Annotated in this window: 18 protein-coding genes; 12 read left to right on the top strand and 6 right to left on the bottom strand. The window is 77.1% G+C overall.

The features are described from left to right. Positions 1-2 precede the first annotated feature (2 nt). The 10 genes from gvpO (at position 3) to ACYVO2_RS15890 (ending at position 7,959) form a co-directional block, all read left to right on the top strand. Positions 3-434: a gas vesicle protein GvpO gene (gvpO, locus tag ACYVO2_RS15935; protein WP_461008459.1), complete on the top strand. Its 432-nt coding sequence runs from the start codon at positions 3-5 to the stop codon at positions 432-434. Further along, positions 431-973 carry a gas vesicle protein gene (locus tag ACYVO2_RS15930; protein ID WP_461008458.1) on the top strand — a complete coding sequence of 181 codons (543 nt, stop codon included), beginning with the start codon at positions 431-433 and terminating at the stop codon, positions 971-973. Before gvpO ends, ACYVO2_RS15930 begins: the two co-directional genes overlap by 4 nt. Beyond that, on the top strand, positions 970-1,794 hold the full coding sequence (locus ACYVO2_RS15925; protein WP_461008457.1) for a GvpL/GvpF family gas vesicle protein: 825 nt from the start codon (positions 970-972) through the stop codon (positions 1,792-1,794). The genes ACYVO2_RS15930 and ACYVO2_RS15925 overlap by 4 nt, the downstream gene beginning before the upstream one ends. Positions 1,795-1,796: 2 nt before the next feature. Then, a complete protein-coding gene (locus tag ACYVO2_RS15920) occupies positions 1,797-2,063 on the top strand; it encodes a gas vesicle protein (RefSeq protein ID WP_461008538.1) in 267 nt (88 codons plus the stop codon). 56 nt (positions 2,064-2,119) lie between these two features. Further along, a complete protein-coding gene (locus ACYVO2_RS15915) occupies positions 2,120-2,398 on the top strand; it encodes a gas vesicle protein K (protein ID WP_461008537.1) in 279 nt (92 codons plus the stop codon). A 131-nt stretch (positions 2,399-2,529) separates the two neighbouring features. Continuing rightward, positions 2,530-2,946, top strand: a complete 417-nt coding sequence (locus ACYVO2_RS15910) for a CBS domain-containing protein (protein WP_461008456.1) — start codon at positions 2,530-2,532, stop codon at positions 2,944-2,946. 95 nt (positions 2,947-3,041) lie between these two features. Next, positions 3,042-3,797 (top strand): ZIP family metal transporter, encoded by a 756-nt coding sequence (locus ACYVO2_RS15905; RefSeq protein WP_461008455.1) that lies wholly within the window; start codon positions 3,042-3,044, stop codon positions 3,795-3,797. A gap of 171 nt (positions 3,798-3,968) precedes the next feature. Beyond that, positions 3,969-4,397 (top strand): DUF2795 domain-containing protein, encoded by a 429-nt coding sequence (locus ACYVO2_RS15900; protein WP_461008454.1) that lies wholly within the window; start codon positions 3,969-3,971, stop codon positions 4,395-4,397. Positions 4,398-5,063: 666 nt separating this feature from the next. Continuing rightward, the gene (locus ACYVO2_RS15895; protein ID WP_461008453.1) at positions 5,064-6,155 is read left to right on the top strand and encodes a baeRF2 domain-containing protein; all 1,092 of its coding nucleotides are present in this window, start codon (positions 5,064-5,066) and stop codon (positions 6,153-6,155) included. Positions 6,156-6,264: 109 nt separating this feature from the next. Continuing rightward, positions 6,265-7,959, top strand: a complete 1,695-nt coding sequence (locus tag ACYVO2_RS15890; protein WP_461008452.1) for an AMP-binding protein — start codon at positions 6,265-6,267, stop codon at positions 7,957-7,959. A gap of 12 nt (positions 7,960-7,971) precedes the next feature. Here the strand turns inward: ACYVO2_RS15890 and ACYVO2_RS15885 are convergent, their stop codons facing one another. Continuing rightward, entirely contained in the window at positions 7,972-9,174 is a 1,203-nt protein-coding gene (locus ACYVO2_RS15885; RefSeq protein WP_461008451.1) for a serine hydrolase domain-containing protein, read from the bottom strand. A 118-nt stretch (positions 9,175-9,292) separates the two neighbouring features. Here ACYVO2_RS15885 and ACYVO2_RS15880 point away from each other — a divergent pair, with 118 nt between their 5' ends. After that, positions 9,293-9,955 carry a response regulator transcription factor gene (locus ACYVO2_RS15880; protein ID WP_461008450.1) on the top strand — a complete coding sequence of 221 codons (663 nt, stop codon included), beginning with the start codon at positions 9,293-9,295 and terminating at the stop codon, positions 9,953-9,955. 293 nt (positions 9,956-10,248) lie between these two features. After that, positions 10,249-11,130: a sensor histidine kinase gene (locus tag ACYVO2_RS15875; protein ID WP_461008536.1), complete on the top strand. Its 882-nt coding sequence runs from the start codon at positions 10,249-10,251 to the stop codon at positions 11,128-11,130. A 21-nt stretch (positions 11,131-11,151) separates the two neighbouring features. On the opposite strand, the gene ACYVO2_RS15870 is transcribed toward ACYVO2_RS15875, so the two are convergent. The 5 genes from ACYVO2_RS15870 to ACYVO2_RS15850 all read right to left on the bottom strand — a co-directional run bounded on the left by ACYVO2_RS15870 (position 11,152) and on the right by ACYVO2_RS15850 (position 18,421). Next, the gene (locus ACYVO2_RS15870) at positions 11,152-12,996 is read right to left on the bottom strand and encodes a glycoside hydrolase family 15 protein (protein WP_461008449.1); all 1,845 of its coding nucleotides are present in this window, start codon (positions 12,994-12,996) and stop codon (positions 11,152-11,154) included. Positions 12,997-13,146: 150 nt separating this feature from the next. Continuing rightward, positions 13,147-15,513 (bottom strand): acyl-CoA dehydrogenase family protein, encoded by a 2,367-nt coding sequence (locus ACYVO2_RS15865; protein WP_461008448.1) that lies wholly within the window; start codon positions 15,511-15,513, stop codon positions 13,147-13,149. After that, positions 15,510-15,728: an acyl carrier protein gene (locus ACYVO2_RS15860; protein ID WP_461008535.1), complete on the bottom strand. Its 219-nt coding sequence runs from the start codon at positions 15,726-15,728 to the stop codon at positions 15,510-15,512. Before ACYVO2_RS15860 ends, ACYVO2_RS15865 begins: the two co-directional genes overlap by 4 nt. A gap of 72 nt (positions 15,729-15,800) precedes the next feature. Further along, positions 15,801-17,597, bottom strand: a complete 1,797-nt coding sequence (locus tag ACYVO2_RS15855; protein ID WP_461008447.1) for an acyl-CoA dehydrogenase family protein — start codon at positions 17,595-17,597, stop codon at positions 15,801-15,803. After that, a complete protein-coding gene (locus ACYVO2_RS15850) occupies positions 17,594-18,421 on the bottom strand; it encodes an acyl-CoA thioesterase (RefSeq protein ID WP_461008446.1) in 828 nt (275 codons plus the stop codon). The genes ACYVO2_RS15855 and ACYVO2_RS15850 overlap by 4 nt, the downstream gene beginning before the upstream one ends. Between the last annotated feature and the right edge of the window lie 5 nt (positions 18,422-18,426).

Raw genomic sequence — 18,426 nt, 5'->3', positions numbered from 1 at the left:
CGGTGCCGGGCCCGCGACAGCCCGCCCCCCGGCGTCCTGCGCCGGGGCGGGAGCGCGGCCGGGACGGCGAGCCGACCGGGGACGCGGCGGGCCGGGCGGGCGCGGGCGGCGGGAACGGCAGGGACCCGGGGCGCGGCGGCCGGGAACCCGGGCCGGGCCGGGCGCGGCGGCGGCTCACCGGGCGGGAGGCGGCCGTGTGCGCGGCGGTGCACGTGCGGGAGTTCACCGGGCGCGAACCCGAGGCCGTGGTCGCGCTGGAGCGGACCGGCGACGGCTGGCGGGTCGGGATCGAGGTGCTGGAGGCGCGGCGCGTCCCCGACACCACCGACGTCCTCGCCCTGTACCGCGTGGACGTGGACGAGGACGGCGAGCTGATCGCCTACCGCCGCGACCGGCGCTACTCGCGGGGACGGGGAGAGGAAGGCGAGCGATGACCGAGCAGCACACCTGGAGCGGGCCCAGCCGCAGGAGCGACTACGCGCCCGCCCGGCCGCACACCGAGTCGGCGAACCTGGCCGACATCCTCGAGCGGGTGCTCGACAAGGGCATCGTCATCGCCGGTGACATCCGCATCGACCTGCTCGACATCGAACTGCTCACCATCCGGATCCGGCTGCTGGTGGCGTCGGTGGACCGGGCCCGCGAGATGGGCATCGACTGGTGGGAGCACGACCCGTCGCTGTCCTCGGGCAAGCGGGACGTCCTGGCGGAGAACCGCCGCCTGCGCCGCCGCGTCGGCGAGCTGGAGGCCGGCGGCGAGGAGGCGGCGCTCGAGCCGGCGCACGGCGGACGCGGGGCCCGGCGGCGCCGGGAGGACGGGCAGCCGCGGGGGGTGCCGGAGGAGTACGGGCCGGAGGAATACGAGCCCGAGGAGTACGGGCCCGAGGAGTACGGGCCGGACGGGTACGGGTCCGGCGGCCGCGGGCCCGGGGCTCACGGCTCCGGTGATCACCGGCCCGAGGGGGAGCCGTGACCGGTGGGCAGGCCACCTGGCTGTACGCCGTCGTCCCGGCGGCCCCGCCCGGCGGTTTCGCGGGCGTCACCGGTGTGGCGGGCGAACCCGTCCGCGTTGTCGCGACCGCGCGCCTGGCCGCCGTGGTGGGCTCCGTGCCGCTCGACGACTTCGGCCGGGACGCCCTCACCGCGCACCTGGAGGACCTGCGCTGGCTGGAGGCGGCGGCCCGCGCCCACCACCGGGTCATCGCGGCGGCGGCCCGCGCCGGTGACGTGGTCCCGTTCCGCTTCGCCAGTATTTATCACGACGACGCCCGGGTGCTGGCCCTGCTGGAGGAGCGGCACACCGAACTGGCCGACGCGCTGCGCGGCGTGGCGGGGAGCACCGAGTGGGGCGTGAAGGCGTTCGTGGACCAGCCGGGCGGGGAGCGCCCCGGGCCCCGGGCCCCGGCCGCGGGCGGCGGCCGCCCCGGCACCGCCTACCTGCTGCGCCGCAAGGCGCAGCGGGAGGAGCAGGACACCGCGCACCAGCGGGCGCTGGACCGGGCCGAGGAGATCCACGGCGCGCTGGCCCGGCTCGCGCGCGGGTCCGCCCGGCACCGGCCGCAGGACCCGCGGCTGGCCGCCTACCGGGGCTGGATGGTCCTCAACGCCTCCTATCTGGTGGCCGACACCCGCACCGGCGAGTTCGCGGACGCGGTGGCCGCGCTCCGGGAGCGGTTCCCGGACGTCCGCCTGGAGCTGGTCGGACCCTGGCCGCCGTACTCCTTCGCGGCGGGCGAGCGGGAGGAGACGGCGGGGCCGGGCGTCGGCACCGGCGCGGGGGAGGGCCGGCCGTGACCCTGCCCGAGCTCCCCGAACTGCCCGAGACCCGCCCCGGCACCCCCGGCGGGCACGTCCTGGCGGGCCGCGACGTCGCCCTGGTGGACCTGCTGGACCGGGTGCTGGCCGGGGGCGTCGTGGTCACCGGCGAGGTCACGCTGTGCATCGCCGACGTCGAGCTGGTGCGGATCTCGCTGCACGCCCTCGTCGCCTCCATCCGCGCGGTGGACGGCGGGACACCGGCGCTGTTCCCGGACCCGCCGGAGCCCTGGGAGCCCCGGCCGTGACCGGCCGCCAGGATCGCGGCGACGGCCGGGCCCGTGCCGGGGACCGGGCCCGGGGCGTGCCCGAACGCGTGGTGGCGGACCGGGAGTCGGTGGAGCGCGGCCTGGCCGGGCTGGTGCTCACCGTCGTCGAGCTGCTGCGCCAGTTGATGGAGCGGCAGGCGCTGCGCCGCGTCGAGCAGGGCGACCTCACCGACGAGCAGGTGGAGCAGGTGGGCCTGACCCTCATGGCGCTGGAGGAGCGCATGGAGGAGCTGCGCGAGCACTTCGGCCTCGCCCCGGAGGACCTGAACATCGACCTCGGCCCGCTCGGCCCGCTCCTGCCCCGCGACCGGTGACGCCCCCGGGGGTGCGACCGGCGCGCGACTCCGGCGGCCGGGCCCCGTTCCGGCCGTCTCGGGGCGTTTGACCGTTCATGTACCGGATAGCCGCTGCAACGCAAGGAGTGACGATTCGAGGAGGATGCGGCATGACCACGGCCCGCGACCTGATGACCGAGGGCGCCACCTGCGTCGGCGCCGAGGACAGCGTGCTGGACGCGGCGCGGAAGATGACCGACCTGGGGGTCGGCGCGCTGCCGATCTGCGGCTCCGACGACCGGCTCAAGGGTGTGCTGACCGACCGGGACATCGTGGTGAAGGTCCTCGGCGCGGGACAGGACCCCGCGAGGGTCAGGGCCGGTGAGCTCGCCCAGGGCGAGGCGGTCACCATCGGCGCCGACGACGACGTCGAGGAGATCCTGCGCACCATGGGGTCGCACAAGGTCCGCCGCCTGCCCGTCATCGACGGCCACCGCCTCGTCGGCATCGTCGCGCTGGCCGACGTCGCGCGCGCCCTGCCGGACCGCACGGTCGGCGACGTCCTGGAGGCCATCTCGGTCGACTGACCCGCGGCGCCCGCGGGACGGGCCACCGTGCCGCCGGGCGCGGTGGCCCCGCGCGGCCGGGGCTGATCCGCTGATCGAGGGGTACTGGGCGCGGCATGGCCGAAGTGGTGGAGTCGGGCGTGTGGGGCGCCGTCGCGGGCTCCGCGCTGCTGCTTGGCGCGGTGCTCGGGTACGCGGTGCGGATCCCGCGGCTGGTGATCGCCTCGGTGATGGCCTTCGGGGCCGGGGTGCTGCTGTCCGCGGTGTCGTTCGAGCTGATCGCCGAGGCGCACCGGGAGGGCGGGCTGGCCCCGGCGGCGGTCGGCGCGCTCGGCGGCGCGGCGGCCTACACCGTCGGCAACGTCGCCCTGGCCCGCCGCGGCGCTAGGCACCGCAAGCGGTCCGGCCACCGCAGGAGGCAGCCGTCGGAGGCGGAGCAGTCCGGTTCCGGGCTCGCGCTGGCGCTCGGGGCGCTGCTCGACGGGGTGCCCGAGTCGGCGGTCATCGGGGTCGGGCTGGCGCACGGCGGCGCGGTGAGCACGGTGACCGTGGCGGCGGTGTTCATCAGCAACGTCCCCGAGGGGCTGTCCAGCTCGGCGGGGATGCGGCAGGCGGGCCGCGGCCGCGGGTACGTCTTCGGCGTGTGGGGCGCGATCGCGGCGGCGGGCACGCTCTCGGCGGTGCTCGGCTACGCGGTGGTCGGCGGGCTGTCCGCGGTGGTGGTGGCGACGGTGACGGCCGTCGCGGCGGGGGCCATTCTGGCCATGATCGCCGACACGATGATCCCCGAGGCGTTCGAGGACACTCATTCGGCGATCGGTGTCATCACGGTTTGCGGCTTTCTGGTGTCGTTCAGCCTGTCCCACGTCTGAGGGGTGCGCTCGGGGGTGGCGCCCTGGAGTGGTGCCGTACGGCCCGGGTGGGCGGGTCGGAGAACCTTGCTCAGGGGGCCGTGTCGCGGCGCTCGGGGCGGGTAGCCGGGGGGCGGTGCTCCGGTGGTCCGGTGCCGGGGCCGTCCAGTCGGCAGTGAGGAGGCGTCCGACATGGCGGAGCGAGGCAGCAACCCGATCGGCCCGCGTCGGGACGACGAGATGAAGCACGAGCTCCAGGGCTATCTGCGGTCCGGGCAGCACACGCACGTCGAGGAGGCGAGCGACCCCGAGCCGCGCGCGGAGGACGACATCGCCGCGGGCGGGAGCGGGCCCGTGCCGCCCCCGGGCGAGCAGCGCGAGCGAGCGCGGGCGCAGGCCGAGGCCGAGGAACTGCGCCTCGAGCTGGCCCGCCACCTGGACCGCACCGCGTTCCCCGCCGACCGGGACGCCCTGGTGGCGGCCCTGCGGGAGCGCAGCGCGCCGGACGCCCTGGTCGAGGCGGTGGGCAGGCTCCCCGACGGCGGCAGCTACGGCAACGCCCACGAGATCGTCACCGCCCTCGGCCTGCGGCCCCGCGGCTCCGGCGGCGTGCCCGCCTGAGATCGCGACCCGTCCGCGCCGCCCCGGTCCGGGGCGCGCGGGCCCCCGCGGCCTGGGAGCGGGTGGACCGGCAGGAGGCGTGGACGCCGACCGCCGTTCCGCATCCGAGGCCGCGCGCCGGAACGGCCGCCGCGTCCGGCCAGTGCGGGGGAGCGGGGGCATGGCGTGCCGGGTCCGGTCCGGGCGTGAGGGCTCGGCGGGATCGGGTGCGGGTGCGTGACGTGGGCGCGGTGGCTTGTCGTGCCCGCCCAGCGATCGGATCGGAGGCGGCCCGGTCGAGTACGTTGTCCCGGCCGCCGCCGTCCACGAGACCCGCGTCCGGTCCCCGCGCCGGAGCACGCGCACCGAGCCGCCCCGTCGGCTCTCGGCCGACGCCCTCACCCGCGGAGCAAAGCGCCACCCCACCGGCACCGAGCCGCCCCCGTCGGCCCTCGGCCGCCCGGCCTCGCGACCGCCCCGGCTGCCCCGCCGCCCCCGCCGCCCCCTCACCGACCGAGCCAAGCCGCCCCACGCCGCCGCCGCACCGAACCGCCCCGCCGGGTTTCCCCGCCGGGTGGGGGGAAACCCGGCGGGGGTCAGGAGCGCGTCGGCGGGGAGACCGTCGGCGGCACCGGCCCGGTGGGTCGGCCCAGTCGTCCGCCGGGCGTGGCAGAGGGCGAGAGCGTCGTGAGACTTTCCTTCCTGGACACGCTGTACGCCGCACCCGGACCGCTGGCGGGCGTCTATCTGGACACCTCACGCGATGTCCGCGACCCGGACGAGGCCGTCGGGCAGCGCTGGCGGCACCTGCGGGACGAGCTGGTGCGGCAGGGCGCGGACGGCGAGACGGTCTCCACGCTGGCCGGGGCCGTCGGCACCGACGGGGACCTGCCCGGCCGCCACGGGCAGGCGCTGTTCGCCGCGCGCGGGCGGCTGCTGCTGGCCGAGGAGCTGCCCGAGCCGCCGGGCCGCGACACCGCCCGCTTCGGCGAGGTGCCCGACGCCATGCCGCTGGCCGTGCAGCACGCGCCGGACATCCCCTACCTGGCGGTGGACCTCGGCCGCGAGGGCGCCGGTGAGGAGGGGGCCGAGGTGGTGGCGCGGATCCAGGCGGGGCGGTGGCCGACGGGCCGCCTCACCCGGGAGCCGGTGCTGGAGCGGCGCGGGCCCGCCGCGCGGTGGCACGAGGAGGCGGCGGGGCTCGCCCGGGAGCTGGCGGAGCTGGCGCACCGCGGCGGCGCCGAGGTGGTCGTGCTGGGCGCGGAGGCGGGCGAGCCGTGGGAGCGGGGCTTCCTGGTGGACCTGATGCCCGCGGCGCTGCGGGAGCGCACGGTCACCGTCGCCTCCGGTGGGCGTCCCGCGGCGGCCGGGCGGGCGCTGCTGGAGGAGGAGCTGGACGAGATGCTGTCCGGGCGGCTGAACGTCCGGGACCTGATGCACCTCGACATGTTCCGCGCCCAGCTCGCCCGGCACCCGGACGCGTCGCAGGGCCTGGACGCCGCGACGGCCGCGCTGCGCCGCGGCCGGGCGCAGGCCCTGCTGGTCAACCGGCCCGCGCGGCCCCTGGGGCAACTGTGGCGCGGCGAGGACCCGGCGCAGGTCGGCAGGTCGGCCGAGGAGCTGCGGGCCGCGGGCGCGACCTCCGTGCGGGCGGAGCCGGCCGAGTCCGCCCTCCTGCGCGCGGTGGTGGGCACCGGCGCGGAACTGGTCGTGGTGCCCCGCGACGAGCTGCCCCTGGCCGACGGCCTCGGCGTGCTGCTGCGGACCGCCGCCGGGTGACGCCCGCCCCGCGCCCCTCACCCGTCCGCCACCGCGCGGTCCGGGCGGTGAACCCGCCCGGGGCTCCCCGGTAGCGTGGCGCGGACGACAACGGAGGTGAGGGACGACGATGTCCGCTGACAAGGCAGCGCTGGACGGCGCCTTCCACGCCGCGCGGGACTTCCTGCTCGCGCACCGCGAGGACTACGACACGGCGTACCGCGACTTCAGTTGGCCCGCCCCGGGCGAGTTCAACTGGGCGCTGGAGCACTTCGACGCCGTGGCGGCCGACCCGGTCCGCGGCGCCCGCGCCGCGCTGCGGATCGTCGGCGACGGCGGCGACGCGTCGTGGACCTTCCGGGAGTTGTCCGAGCGCTCCCACCGGGTCGCGAACTGGCTGCGCGGCCTCGGCGTCGCCCGCGGCGACCGGATCATCCTGATGCTGGGCAACCAGGTCGAGCTGTGGGAGACGCTGCTCGCCGCGATGAAGCTCGGCGCCGTCGTCATCCCCGCCACCCCGCAGTTGACCGCGGACGACCTGCGGGACCGCGTGGCGCGCGGCCGGGTCGCGCACGTGGTGGCGGCCGCCGCCCACACCGGCAAGTTCGACGCCGTCGAGGGCGGCTACACCCGCATCGCCGTCGGCGGCGCGCCCGAGGGCTGGCACGGCTACGCGGACGCCGGCGCCGTGTCGGCCGACTTCCGGCCCGACGGGCCGACGAAGGCCGACGACACCCTGCTGCTGTACTTCACCTCCGGCACCACCGCCAAGCCGAAGCTGGTCGAGCACACCCACAGCTCCTACCCCATCGGGCACCTGTCCACGATGTTCTGGATCGGCCTGGAGCCCGGCGACGTCCACCTCAACATCTCCTCGCCCGGCTGGGCCAAGCACGCCTGGTCCAGCGTGTTCGCCCCGTGGAACGCCGAGGCCACCGTCCTGGTCATGGACTACGCCAGGTTCTCCGCCGGGAACCTGCTCGACGTGCTCGGCCGCTGCGGGGTGACCAGCTTCTGCGCGCCGCCGACGGTGTGGCGCATGCTCATCCAGGCCGACCTGTCGGCGCTGGCCGCGCCGCCGCGGAAGGCGGTCAGCGCGGGCGAGCCGCTGAACCCCGAGGTCATCGAGCAGGTGGAGCGGGCGTGGGGGGTGCGGATCCGGGACGGGTTCGGGCAGACCGAGTCCAGCGTGCAGATCGCCAACCCGCCGGGCCAGCCGGTGCGGCCCGGGTCGATGGGGCGGCCCATGCCCGGCTTCGCCGTCGAGCTGGTCCACCCGGTGACCGGGGAGAAGGCGGAGGAGGGCGAGATCTGCCTGGACCTGGCGCGGCGCCCGGCCGGGCTGATGGCCGGGTACCACGGCGACCCGGAGCGCAACGCCGAGGCCATGGCGGGCGGCTACTACCACACCGGCGACATCGCCTCCCGGGACGCCGACGGCTACCTGACGTACGTGGGCCGGGCCGACGACGTGTTCAAGGCCAGTGACTACCGGATCAGCCCCTTCGAGCTGGAGAGCGTCCTCATCGAGCACCCGGCGGTCGCCGAGGCCGCCGTCGTCCCCTCGCCCGACCCGGTGCGGCTGGCCGTGCCCAAGGCGTACGTCACCCTCACCGCGGGACACGAGCCGACCGAGGAGACCGCGCAGGACATCCTGCGCTTCGCCCGCGAGCACCTCGCCCCGTACAAGCGGGTGCGGCGCCTGGAGTTCGCCGAGCTGCCCAAGACCATCTCGGGCAAGATCCGCCGCATCGAGCTGCGCGAGCGGGAGCGCGGCCTGCACGCCGACCCGCAGGCCGCGCCGCCCGGCGAGTTCACCCTGTAGCGCCCGGCCGCCTCACCCCGCCCCCTGGCCCGTGATGATCCGCGTGGCCAGGGCGGTGGGCTCCCGCGCCGCCTGGTCGTGGTTGGCGAGCACCACCACGACCCAGTCCCGGGCCGGGGCGAACAGCCGCAGCTCGGTGGACACGCCGGGGGAGCCGCCGTTGCGGGAGACCACCCACTGGTCGCCCGTCAGCTCCGCGATGGCCCCGTACGCCTCGAACGCCGCCGGCCGGCCCGGCTCCCGGCGCATCGGCATGGGCTGCTTGGGGCTCAGCAGCAGTTGGGCGTACGGCGGGCCCACCAGGCGGCCCCCGGTCAGGGCGCGGGCGAAGCGCTCCAGGTCGGCGCAGGTGGCGAAGGAGCCGCCCGCCGGGGAGCCGACCACCTCGTGCCGGTCCAGGGCGTCGACGCGCTCCCCGGAGGCGGCGGTGGCGTAGGGGCGGGCGGCGTCCGGGTCGTCGCGCCACTGCGCCTGGGTGAGGAAGTCCGACCCGGTCATGCCCGCGGCGGCGAACACGTGCTCGCGGACGTGGTCGAAGTAGGAGCGCCCGGCCACCCGCGCCACGATGGCGCCCAGCACGGCGAAACCGGAGTTGCTGTAGGCGTACCCGGTCCCCGGCGGGAACCGCGGCGGGGTGTCCCGGATCAGGTCCAGCACCCCGGCGAGCACTTCGTCGTGGGTGCGCCAGGAGTCCTTGCGCTCCGCGAACCGCGGGTCCTGCCGGAAGTCGCCCATGCCCGCGCCGTGGGTGAGCAGGTGGTGCACCGTCACCTTGTCCGCCACCTCGGGCGGGAACCCGTCCAGGTACTCGCCCAGCCTCCCCTGGAAGGCGATCGCGCCGCGCTCGGCGAGCTGGGCGACGGCGACGGCGGTGAACAGCTTGGTCACCGAGCCCAGGCAGAACCGGGTGCCGGGGCCGTTGGGCAGGGCCAGGGCCCGGTTCGCCATGCCGTGGGAGCGGGCCAGCACGGTGCGGCCCCGGTGGGCGAGCAGCACACCGCCGGAGAACGCGTCCTCGGCCGCGAGCCCGGCGAGACGGCGGTCGAAGGCGCCGCCCGGCCGCAGCTCGGGCGGCACGGTTCCGGCGGACCCGGCCCCGGACCCGGGCCCTGTCCTGGACGCGGCGTGCGCCGCGCCCGGCAGGGCCCCGGCGGCGAGCGGGGCCGCCCCGGCGGCGCCCAGCAGGCCGAGTACGGATCGGCGGGAGGTGTTCATGAAGGCGGTCCTTTCGACGGCTCGGGAGGACGGTGGCAACTACACCCGGGCGGACCTATGGCCGGCCGATCGCCGCTCCTCACACCGGCCATATGCCGGCGCTGCCACGCTGTGCCGCATGCGGGTGCTGCTGGTCGAGGACGAACAGCCGCTGGCCGGGTATGTCGCGGCCGGGCTGCGCAGGAACGGGTTCGCCGTGGACGTCGCCCACGACGGCGCGACCGCCCTGGACAAGTGCGACCTCGCCCCGTACGACGTGGTGGTGCTCGACCGCAACCTGCCGGGCGTGCACGGCGACACCGTGTGCCGGCGCCTGGCCGGGCGCGGCACCGCCCGCATCCTGATGCTCACCGCGTCCGGCGCGGTGCAGGACCGGGTGGACGGGCTGACCCTGGGCGCCGACGACTACCTCGCCAAGCCGTTCGCCTTCTCCGAACTGGTCGCCCGGGTGCGGGCGCTGCTGCGGCGCAGCGCCCCGGCGCGCCCCCCGGTGCTGCGCGCGGGCGACGTGGTGCTCGACCCGGCGCGGCGCACCGCGGAGCGCGCCGGGCGGGCGCTGCCGCTGACCCCCAAGGAGTTCGGCGTGCTGGAACGGCTGCTGGCCGCCGACGGCGCCGTGGTCAGCGCCGAGACGCTGCTGGAGAAGGTGTGGGACGAGCACGCCGACCCCTTCACCAACGCCGTCCGGATCACCGTCGGCACGCTGCGCCGCAAGCTGGGCGGGCCGCCGCTGGTGGAGACGGTGACCGGCGCCGGCTACCGGATCCGCCCGTGCCCGTAACGCTGACGCCCCGGCTCACCGCCCGCGCCCGGCTGGCGCTGCTGCACACGGCGCTGGTGCTGGTCTCGGGCACGGCGATGACGGCGCTGACGTACGCGCTCACCCGGCGCCGCGCCCGCGCCCGCGTCGTCGTCCTGCACCTGCGCCCCGGCGACGACGGGCAGGCGCCGCCGCCCCCTGCGGTGTCCGAGGCGCTGGAGCGGACCCGGGAGGCCGCGCTGGCCGAGCTGCTCACCCACGCCGCGCTGGCCCTGGCCGCGGTGACCGCGGCGGCTGCCGTGCTCGGCTGGCTGGTGGCCGGGCGGGTGCTGCGCCCGATCCGGGACATCACGGCGACCGCCCGGCAACTGTCGGCGGAGAACATCGGCGAGCGGGTGCCGGTGCGGGCGCCCCGCGACGAGCTGGCCGACCTCGCCGCCACCGTCAACGGCATGCTGGACCGCGTCCAGCGCGGCATCGCCGAGCGCGACCGGGTGCTGGACAGCCAGCGCATGTTCGCCGCGAACGCCGCGCACGAGCTGCGCACCCCGCTGACCACCGTGCGCACCGCCATCGACGTGACGCTCGACGGGGAACCCACCACCGGGCAACTGCTCACCATGGCGGCGGACATCAGGGACGCGGTGGAGCACGGCAGGCGCACCCTCGACGGGCTGCTGCTGCTCGCCGGCAGCCAGGCGGGGCCGCGCACGTCCACCAGGGCCGACCTGGCCGGCACCGCGGGACGGCTGCTCGACGACGCGGCGGCCCGGGCGGACGCCCTGGGCCTCGCGGTGCGCCGCCACCTGGCGCCGGCGCCGGTCGACGGGGAGCCGGTGCTGCTGGAACGGCTGGTCGGCAACCTGGTGGACAACGCGCTGCGGCACAACGTGCCGGGCGGCGAGCTGGCGGTCACCACCGGGACGGCGGGCGGCGCGGCGTTCCTGCGGGTGGAGAACACGGGCCGGCCGCTGTCCGCGGAGGAGGCGCGGCGGCTGCCGGAGCCGTTCGTGCGCGGCGAGGGCCGCCGCCCGCACCCGGAGCGCGGCGTGGGCCTCGGCCTGGCCATCGTGCGGGCCGTCGCCACCGCCCACCAGGGCAGCCTGACCCTCGCCCCCCGCCCCGGCGGCGGCCTGAGCGTCACCGTCCGCCTGCCGGGCGCGCGGCGGCCCGGGAGCGGGGGCGGGCCCGGGTGACCGGGCCGGGCGGCGGCCGGCTCAGCCCAGGGCCCGGTCCAGGTTGAAGGCCGCGCTGATCAGGGCCAGGTGGGTGAACGCCTGCGGGAAGTTGCCCTGCTGCTCCCCGGTGTGGCTGATCTCCTCCGCGTACAGGCCCAGGTGGTTGGCGTAGGTGAGCATCTTCTCGAACGCCAGTCGCGCCTCCTCCACCCGGCCGGCGCGCACCAGCGCCTCCACGTACCAGAACGAGCAGATCGAGAACGTGCCCTCCTCGCCGCGCACGCCGTCGGGGCTGGCCTGCGGGTCGTAGCGGTAGACCAGCGAGTCCGACACCAGGCCCGCGGTGAGCGCGTCCAGGGTGGACAGCCACTTGGGGTCGGTGGGGGAGACGAACTTGGCCAGCGGCATCATCAGCACCGCGGCGTCCAGCACGTCCCCGTCCTCGTGCTGGGTGAACGCCCGCCGCGCGGGGGACCAGCCGTCCGCCATGATCCGCCGGTAGACGGTGTCCCTGGCCCGCCGCCAGCGCGGGATGTCGGCGGGCAGCCCGCGGTGGTTCGCCAGCCGCATGGCCCGCTCGATCGCCACCCAGCACATCAGCCGCGAGTACAGGAACCGCTTGCGCCCGCCGCGGGTCTCCCAGATGCCCTCGTCCGGCTGGTCCCAGTGCGCGCACACCCAGTCCACCAGGGCGCACACCCGGTCCCACTGGTCGCTGGAGATCGGCTCCCCCCACTTGTCGTACAGGTACACCGAGTCGATCAGCGCCCCGTAGATGTCGAGCTGCAACTGGCCCGCGGCGGCGTTGCCCACCCGCACCGGCGCCGAGCCGCGGTACCCCTCCAGGTGGGGCAGCTCCCGCTCGCGCAGCCCGGTGCGGCCGTCGATGCCGTACATGACCTGCAACGGCCCGGAGGGCCCGGCGCCGCCCGGGTCCACCCGCTCGGTGAGGAACCGCATGAACGCGGCGGCCTCACCGGTGAAGCCCAGCCGCAGCAGCGCGTAGACGCAGAACGCGGCGTCCCGCACCCACAGGTACCGGTAGTCCCAGTTGCGCTCCCCGCCGAGCTGCTCGGGCAGGCTGGTCGTCGGCGCGGCGACGATCGCCCCGGTCGGCGCGTAGGTGAGCAGTTTCAGCGTCAGCGCGGACCGGTGCACCATCTCCCGCCACCGCCCCCGGTACCGGGACGCGGCGAGCCAGCGCCGCCAGAACGCCACGGTCGCGGTGAACTCCCGCTCCGCCTCCAGGTGCGCGCAGCCGCGCGGCGCGACCTCGCCGCCGACCCGGTCCAGCGCGAACACCGCGGTCTCGCCCTCGGCGAGCTTGAAGTCGGCCCGCGCGTCCCGGCCGTCGCACTCCACCGGCACGGTGGCGGTCAGCGACAGGTCCAGGTCGGCGGACTCGAACAGCGTCACCCCGTCCGCCGTCCGCGCGGTGTGCGGCCGCGCCCCGTAGCCGAACCGCGGGGCCACCCGGGCGCGGAACCGGACGGTGCCCCGGACGCAGACCACGCGCCGGATCAGCCGGTGCCGGTCGGCCTCGCCGGTGTCGTCGGTCACCGGCATGAAGTCCTGCACCTCCCCGGCCCCCTCCTCGGTGAAGAACCGGGTGAGCAGCACATTGGTGTCGGGGAAGTAGAACTGCTTGGTCCTGGCCCGCGGGTCGGCGGCGGCCAGCTCGAAGGACCCGCCGCGCTCGGCGTCCAGGATCGACGCGAACACGCTCGGCGCGTCGAAGGACGGGCAGCAGTACCAGTCCACGGTGCCGTCGGTGCCCACCAGCGCCACGGTGCGCAGGTCGCCGATCAGGCCGTGCTCGGCGATCGGCAGGTAGCGCCCGGGGTCGGCCGGTTCCGGGCGAGGGGGGTGGGGTGGTTCGGCCATCGCGGCCTCCGGTGTGCCTCCCGGGGAACACGCGCGCGCACGTGTCCGGTCTCGCCTCCAGCGTAGGCGGGCACCCCGCGCCGCGCCCCCGCCGCCCGGACGCGGTGGCGCGGGCGGCGCGGGGGCGAGGCGGTTCAGGGGCGAGGCGGTTCAGGGGCGCCGTGCCGCCAGCAGCCGCAGGCCGAGGGCGGGGTCGGCCCAGGCGGTGCGCACGTGGCCGAGGCCCGCGGAGCGCAGCAGCTCCTCGACGACGCCGGGCTCGGGCGCCGGGGCGCCGGTGAGGGCGAGGTCCAGGCGGGCCGCGGCGGCGCCGAGCGGGCGCTTGGGCAGCAGCGGGCACGGCACCACGAGCCAGCCGCCGGGCACCAGCGCGCCCGCCGCCGACGCCACGGCCTCGCCCAGCTCGTCGCCGGTCAGCCCGGCCGCGGGCAGCCAGGCCAGGGCGAGCCGGTCGTCCTCGGTGAACGCCGCCGCGCCGCCGACCCTCACCCGCACCCCGGCGTCCGGCAGCTCCCGCGGTTCCAGGGCGAGCACCGGCGTGAACGGGATGTGGCGGGCCAGCTCGGCGGCGGACCTGCCCCCGTCCCCGGCCGCGCAGCCCACCGCCAGGCCGGGCCGGTCCAGCAGCACCGGCAGCCCTTCCAGCCGCCCGAGCAGCGCGTTGACGAGCACGTCGGCGAGGGCCGCCGCGTCGGCGCCGCACCCGGCGGCGAGCCGCCGCCCCGAAGCCGGCCCGGCGGCGCGCAGCCGGGCGGCGCCGTCCACCGCGCGGCGCAGCCGGGCGGCGAACGCCGCGGCGCGCGGCCCGCCGATGAGCACCCGCTCCAGGCCCTCGGCCACGGTGTGCCGGCCCTGGTCGTCGCGGCGCACCAGCGAGGCGTCCACCAGGGCGTCGAGCACCTGCCCGGTCAGCGCCTCGGGGAGCTCGCCGGCCGCCTCCCGCACCGTGCACGGCTCCAGCAGCCGGGCCAGCAGCCCGGTCCGGTGCGCGACGGCGCACGCCAGCAGCCGCCACGCCTCCTCGGCGACCCGCGCGGCCCGCCCGTCGAACAGCCCGGCGGGGCACTGGGGAAGCTTGTCGGGCAGCCGCCCGGCCGCGGCGTCCGCCAGCAGCCCGTGGGCGCGCTCCAGCAGCGCGTCCAGCTCCCGGCGCGGCCCGTCGGCGACGGCGCCGAGACCGGCGGCCTCCACCGTCTCGGCCACCGCGGGCGCCCACGCGTGCGGGGCGGAGCCGTGGACGGACGCGGCGTGCAGCGCCCACCAGGAGTCCGCCAGCGCGGTGACGGCCCGCTCGGCGGCGTCCTGCCGCACCCGCGCGCCCTCCAGGTCCACGATCGCCCGCTGCCCCAACTGGAGCAGGAGGATCTCCTGGGAGCCCTGGCCGCCGATCATGCCCATCAGGTCGCGCATCCACCGCTCCCAGGGGAAGGCGCTCATGTAGCCCTCGCCGCCCTGGAGGTGCATCACCAGCTCCCCGATGCGCAGCGCGCACGCCGAGGCGTGGTGCTTGGCGATGGTGGCGAACTCGTCGAAGTACGGGTCCCGGTCCGGGGAGCGGGTGTGGTCCAGCGCCCGGTACACCGCGGCGCGGGCGGCCTCCAGCAGCGCCCGCATCTCGCCGACGGAGCGCTCCACGTTCGGGTAGTCCAGCACCCGGCGCCCGCCGCGCCTGCGCTCGGCCAGGGACTCCACGCAGGCTTCCACCAGGCCGTCCACCGCGCCGACGATCCCGCAGGCGCTCATCGTCCTGCGGATGCGCGCGTAGGTGTTGAGCTCGCTGAGCGCGTCCGCCCGCCACAGCAGGCGCCACTGCGGCAGCCGCACCTCGTGCAGCACCACCTGGCCCAGGCCCATGCTGTGCAGGCCCATGGTCTCCAGCGGCACCGGGGTGACGCCCGGGTCGTCCCGGTCGACCACGAACGCCAGGATGTCGTTGGACGCCGCGTCGCGCAGGAACAGCACGTACACGTCGGCGAACCTCGCCCCGGCCAGGAAGCGCTTGGCCCCGTTGAGCACCCACTCGTCGCCGTCGAGCCGCGCGGTGGACTCGTAGTCCCACGGGTCGCGGCTCTCGAAGGCGCCCTGCACCCCGAAGCGGCGGCCCGCCACCAGGTCGGGCACGTAGCGCTCGATCAGCTCGGGCCTGCCGCTGGAGTAGATCAGCTCGGTGATCTCGACGGTGATGTCGAGCAGCACCGCGAACCCGGGGTCGCGGGAGAGGCGGGCCAGCTCCTCCACGACCACGCCCCAGGCCAGCTTGTCCCGCCCGTCGCCGCCGATCTCCGGCGGCAGCGAGAACCGCATCAGCCCCAGGTCGCCCGCCCGCTCGAAGATCCCGTCCTGCGGCGGCCGGCAGTGGCGGTTGCGGAAGTACGAGCCGGGGTTCGCCAGGTCCAGCACCAGGCCGCCGAAGCGGCGCCGCGCCTCCCGCCTGACCTGCTCGATCTCCGCCTGGAGGGTGCGGTGCCCGGCGGCGGACCGGTTCATCACGTCGGCGGCGTGCACCCGCTCCGTCATGCCCCGGCCCCCTTCGCGGCGCCGCGCTCCGCCTCGCGGGCCAGCTCCGCCAGGGTCGACTCGCCGAGGAAGCGCTCCAGCGGGATGGTGGCGCCGGTGCGCTCCTCGACCTCGACGGACAACTGCGCCGCGGTGAGCGAGTCGATGCCCAGCTCGCCCAGCGGCCGGTCGGCGGGCACCGGCTCGCCGTCCAGGCCGAGCAGCTCCCCGATCAGCGATGACAGCCACGCGCCGACGGGCTCGGCGGTGCTGTCGCGGTCTTCGGTGATGATGGTGTCCTCCCCGGTTCAGGACGGCGTCCGCCCCCGGTGCCGCGGGGCGAGCCGCAGCGGCACCAGGGAGAACGCCCGGTCGTCGTCGTCCAGCTCCACCAGTCGGCGCAGCAGGCGGTCCTCGGCCTCCCGGTCCGGCCCCGCGGGGCGGCCCAGCCGGTCCAGGACGCGGCGCAGCGCCACGGAGAGCCAGGCCCGGCCGCCGTCCGGGCCGCCGTCCCCGCCGGGCGCCTCCCGGCGCAGCAGCCAGGTGTGCAGGCAGCAGGCGCCCGCGTGCACCAGGCAGTGCCGGCGGGCCCACTCGTAGGCGTCGGCGGTGCGGGGCGTGCGGGAGGCGGCGAGCGCGCCGAACGCCTCCCTGGTCTCGTCCCGCACCGCCAGCAGCGCCCGCCCCAGGGCGGCCAGCTCCGCGTCGCCGGCCAGCGCGGCCACCGCCTCGTCGAGGGAGTCCACCACCTCGTCGGCGCTGCCGTACACCAGCCTGGGGCGCTGCTCGCGCAGCCCGGCCGGGGCGGTGGGCGCGCCGAAGGAGAACAGCGCCGGCAGCACGGGCTCGGCGCGCCCCCTGCCCCGCCGGGCCGCGCCGACCAACTGCGCGCGGACCGTGTCCAACTGCACCAGCTCGGTGCCCTCGAACACCGGGGTGATCGCCACGTCCCGCAGCAGCTTCTGGAAGGCGCCGTCCGCCACGCCCTCCCGCAGGTGGGCGCGGGCGCTGAGCACCTCGCCGCAGGCGTTCACCGCGTCCACCGCGAACCGCGGCACCACGTACTTGGCCACCGCCGACCACAGCGCGGCCCGCGGCCGCGCCACGTCCAGGGCGCGCGCCGCCGAGAGCGCCACGCACTCGGCGACCAGCACGTCCGCGAAGGCCCGGGCCAGCAGCGCCCCCACCGGGGCGAGGTCCAGCGCGGGCCGCCCGTACAGCACCCGGCCGCGGGCGTGCCCGAGCGCCACCCGCAGCGCGGTGTCGGCCGCGCCGAGGCTGCTGCCGCCGATCAGCGTCCGGGTGAACTGGAGCGCCCCGGTGAGCATCTCCACGCCCCGTCCCGGCCGCCCGATCACCGCGCCGGGGCCCACCCGGCAGTCGTGCAGCGCGAAGCCGCTCAGGTCGTGGCCGCGCAGGCCGTGCGTGCGCACCTTCGGCAGCCGCTCGACGGCGCCGGGCGGCGTGTCGGCGAAGTCCACCAGGAACAGCCCGAAGGACGGGTCGGAGGCGGCGAGCACGGTGGCGAACGAGGACCGCCGCCCGTTGCCGACCAGCCACTTGCGGCCCGTCAGGCGGTACCCGCCGTCCTCCTCCGGCACGGCGCGGGTGACGGTGGCCAGCAGGTCGCTGCCGGCCGCCTCCTCGCTGATCCCGGCGGTGCCCCAGGCCCGGTCCAGCACCAGCTCGGCGACCCGGCGCCGCTGGGCGTCGTCGCCCCAGACCCACACCGGCATCGCGGCCAGCAGCGTGGAGCCGAACCCGACCGCCACGGCCAGGTCGCGGCGGGAGACGGCCCGCACCACGCCCAGCAGCGACTCGAACGACTCCAGCCGCCCGCCCTCGTCCGCGGGCACCAGGTACGCGTGCAGCCCGGCCGCCCACGCCGCCTCGTACGCCGCGACCGGCTCGGCCTCCTCCTCGTCGGCGCGCACCCCGCCGGCCAGCGACATCCCGGTCGCGGGGTCGAACGGGCAGCCGAGCTGCCGCTCGGCCTCCTCCGCCGCCCGGAACCCGGCCGGGACCGGGTCCGCCGCCGTGCCCTCCACCGGGTCCGCCGCCACGCCCGCCACCGAGTCCTCCACCGGGCCGTCCACCCGCGTCATGAGCGCTCCACCACGATCGCGCACGGCCCGCCGCCGTCGCCGTCCAGGCCGAGCTCGTGCACGAACACCACGTCCCCGGCGTGCCGGTACGCGGTGGTGCGCACGTGCAGCAGGTCCCAGAGCTGGCCCGCGCGCAGCCAGGTCACGTCGATCCGGCGCACCCCGTCGACCAGGCCGCGGCGCAGCTCGGGCGCCGCCGAGCCGTGCCGCAGCACGCACTCCTCCCGCGCCCCGCCGGCGAACCCCAGGGTCTCCGCCCAGTACCACTGGTCGGCGACCTCGCAGTGGTGGCGGTGGACGCGGAACCCGCAGGTGTGCTCCGCCAGGAGCTCGCCCTCCCGCTCCAGCGCGGCCCGCAGCGCGGGCACCCGGGACCGGAACACCGAGCGCTCGACCTCGTCGGGCCGGAACGCGGCCACCACCTTCTCCGGCAGGGCGGTCGGCGCGCCGGACAGCGCCAGGTCGCCGCTGAGCCGCAGCGGCACCGAGGCGGCGCGGGTGCGCACCGCCACGCCCGCGGGCCCGGTCAGGGTCATCTCGGCCTCGAACTGGGACGCCCGCGGCCCGCGGACCCGGCCGCGCACCTCGACCCGGGCCTCGTCGGCGTCGAAGAAGCCCAGCGGCCGGTCGTACTCCAGCTCCCACGCCCAGAGCACGAAGCCCACCTTGTGCTCGGTCAGCAGGGTGCGGTGGCTGCCCACGTGGTCGCGCATCCAGCGGGTGCCGGCCTGGAAGGCGAGCCGGGCCACGGCGGTGGGCTGGAGCCGGGTCGGGGTGAACAGGCCGGTGTCGAGCACGACCTCGTAGGAGGAGCTGCGCGGCATCCGGC

This window comes from Streptomyces capparidis, assembly GCF_054782095.1.
This window is presented reverse-complemented; position numbering and strand designations above follow the sequence as displayed.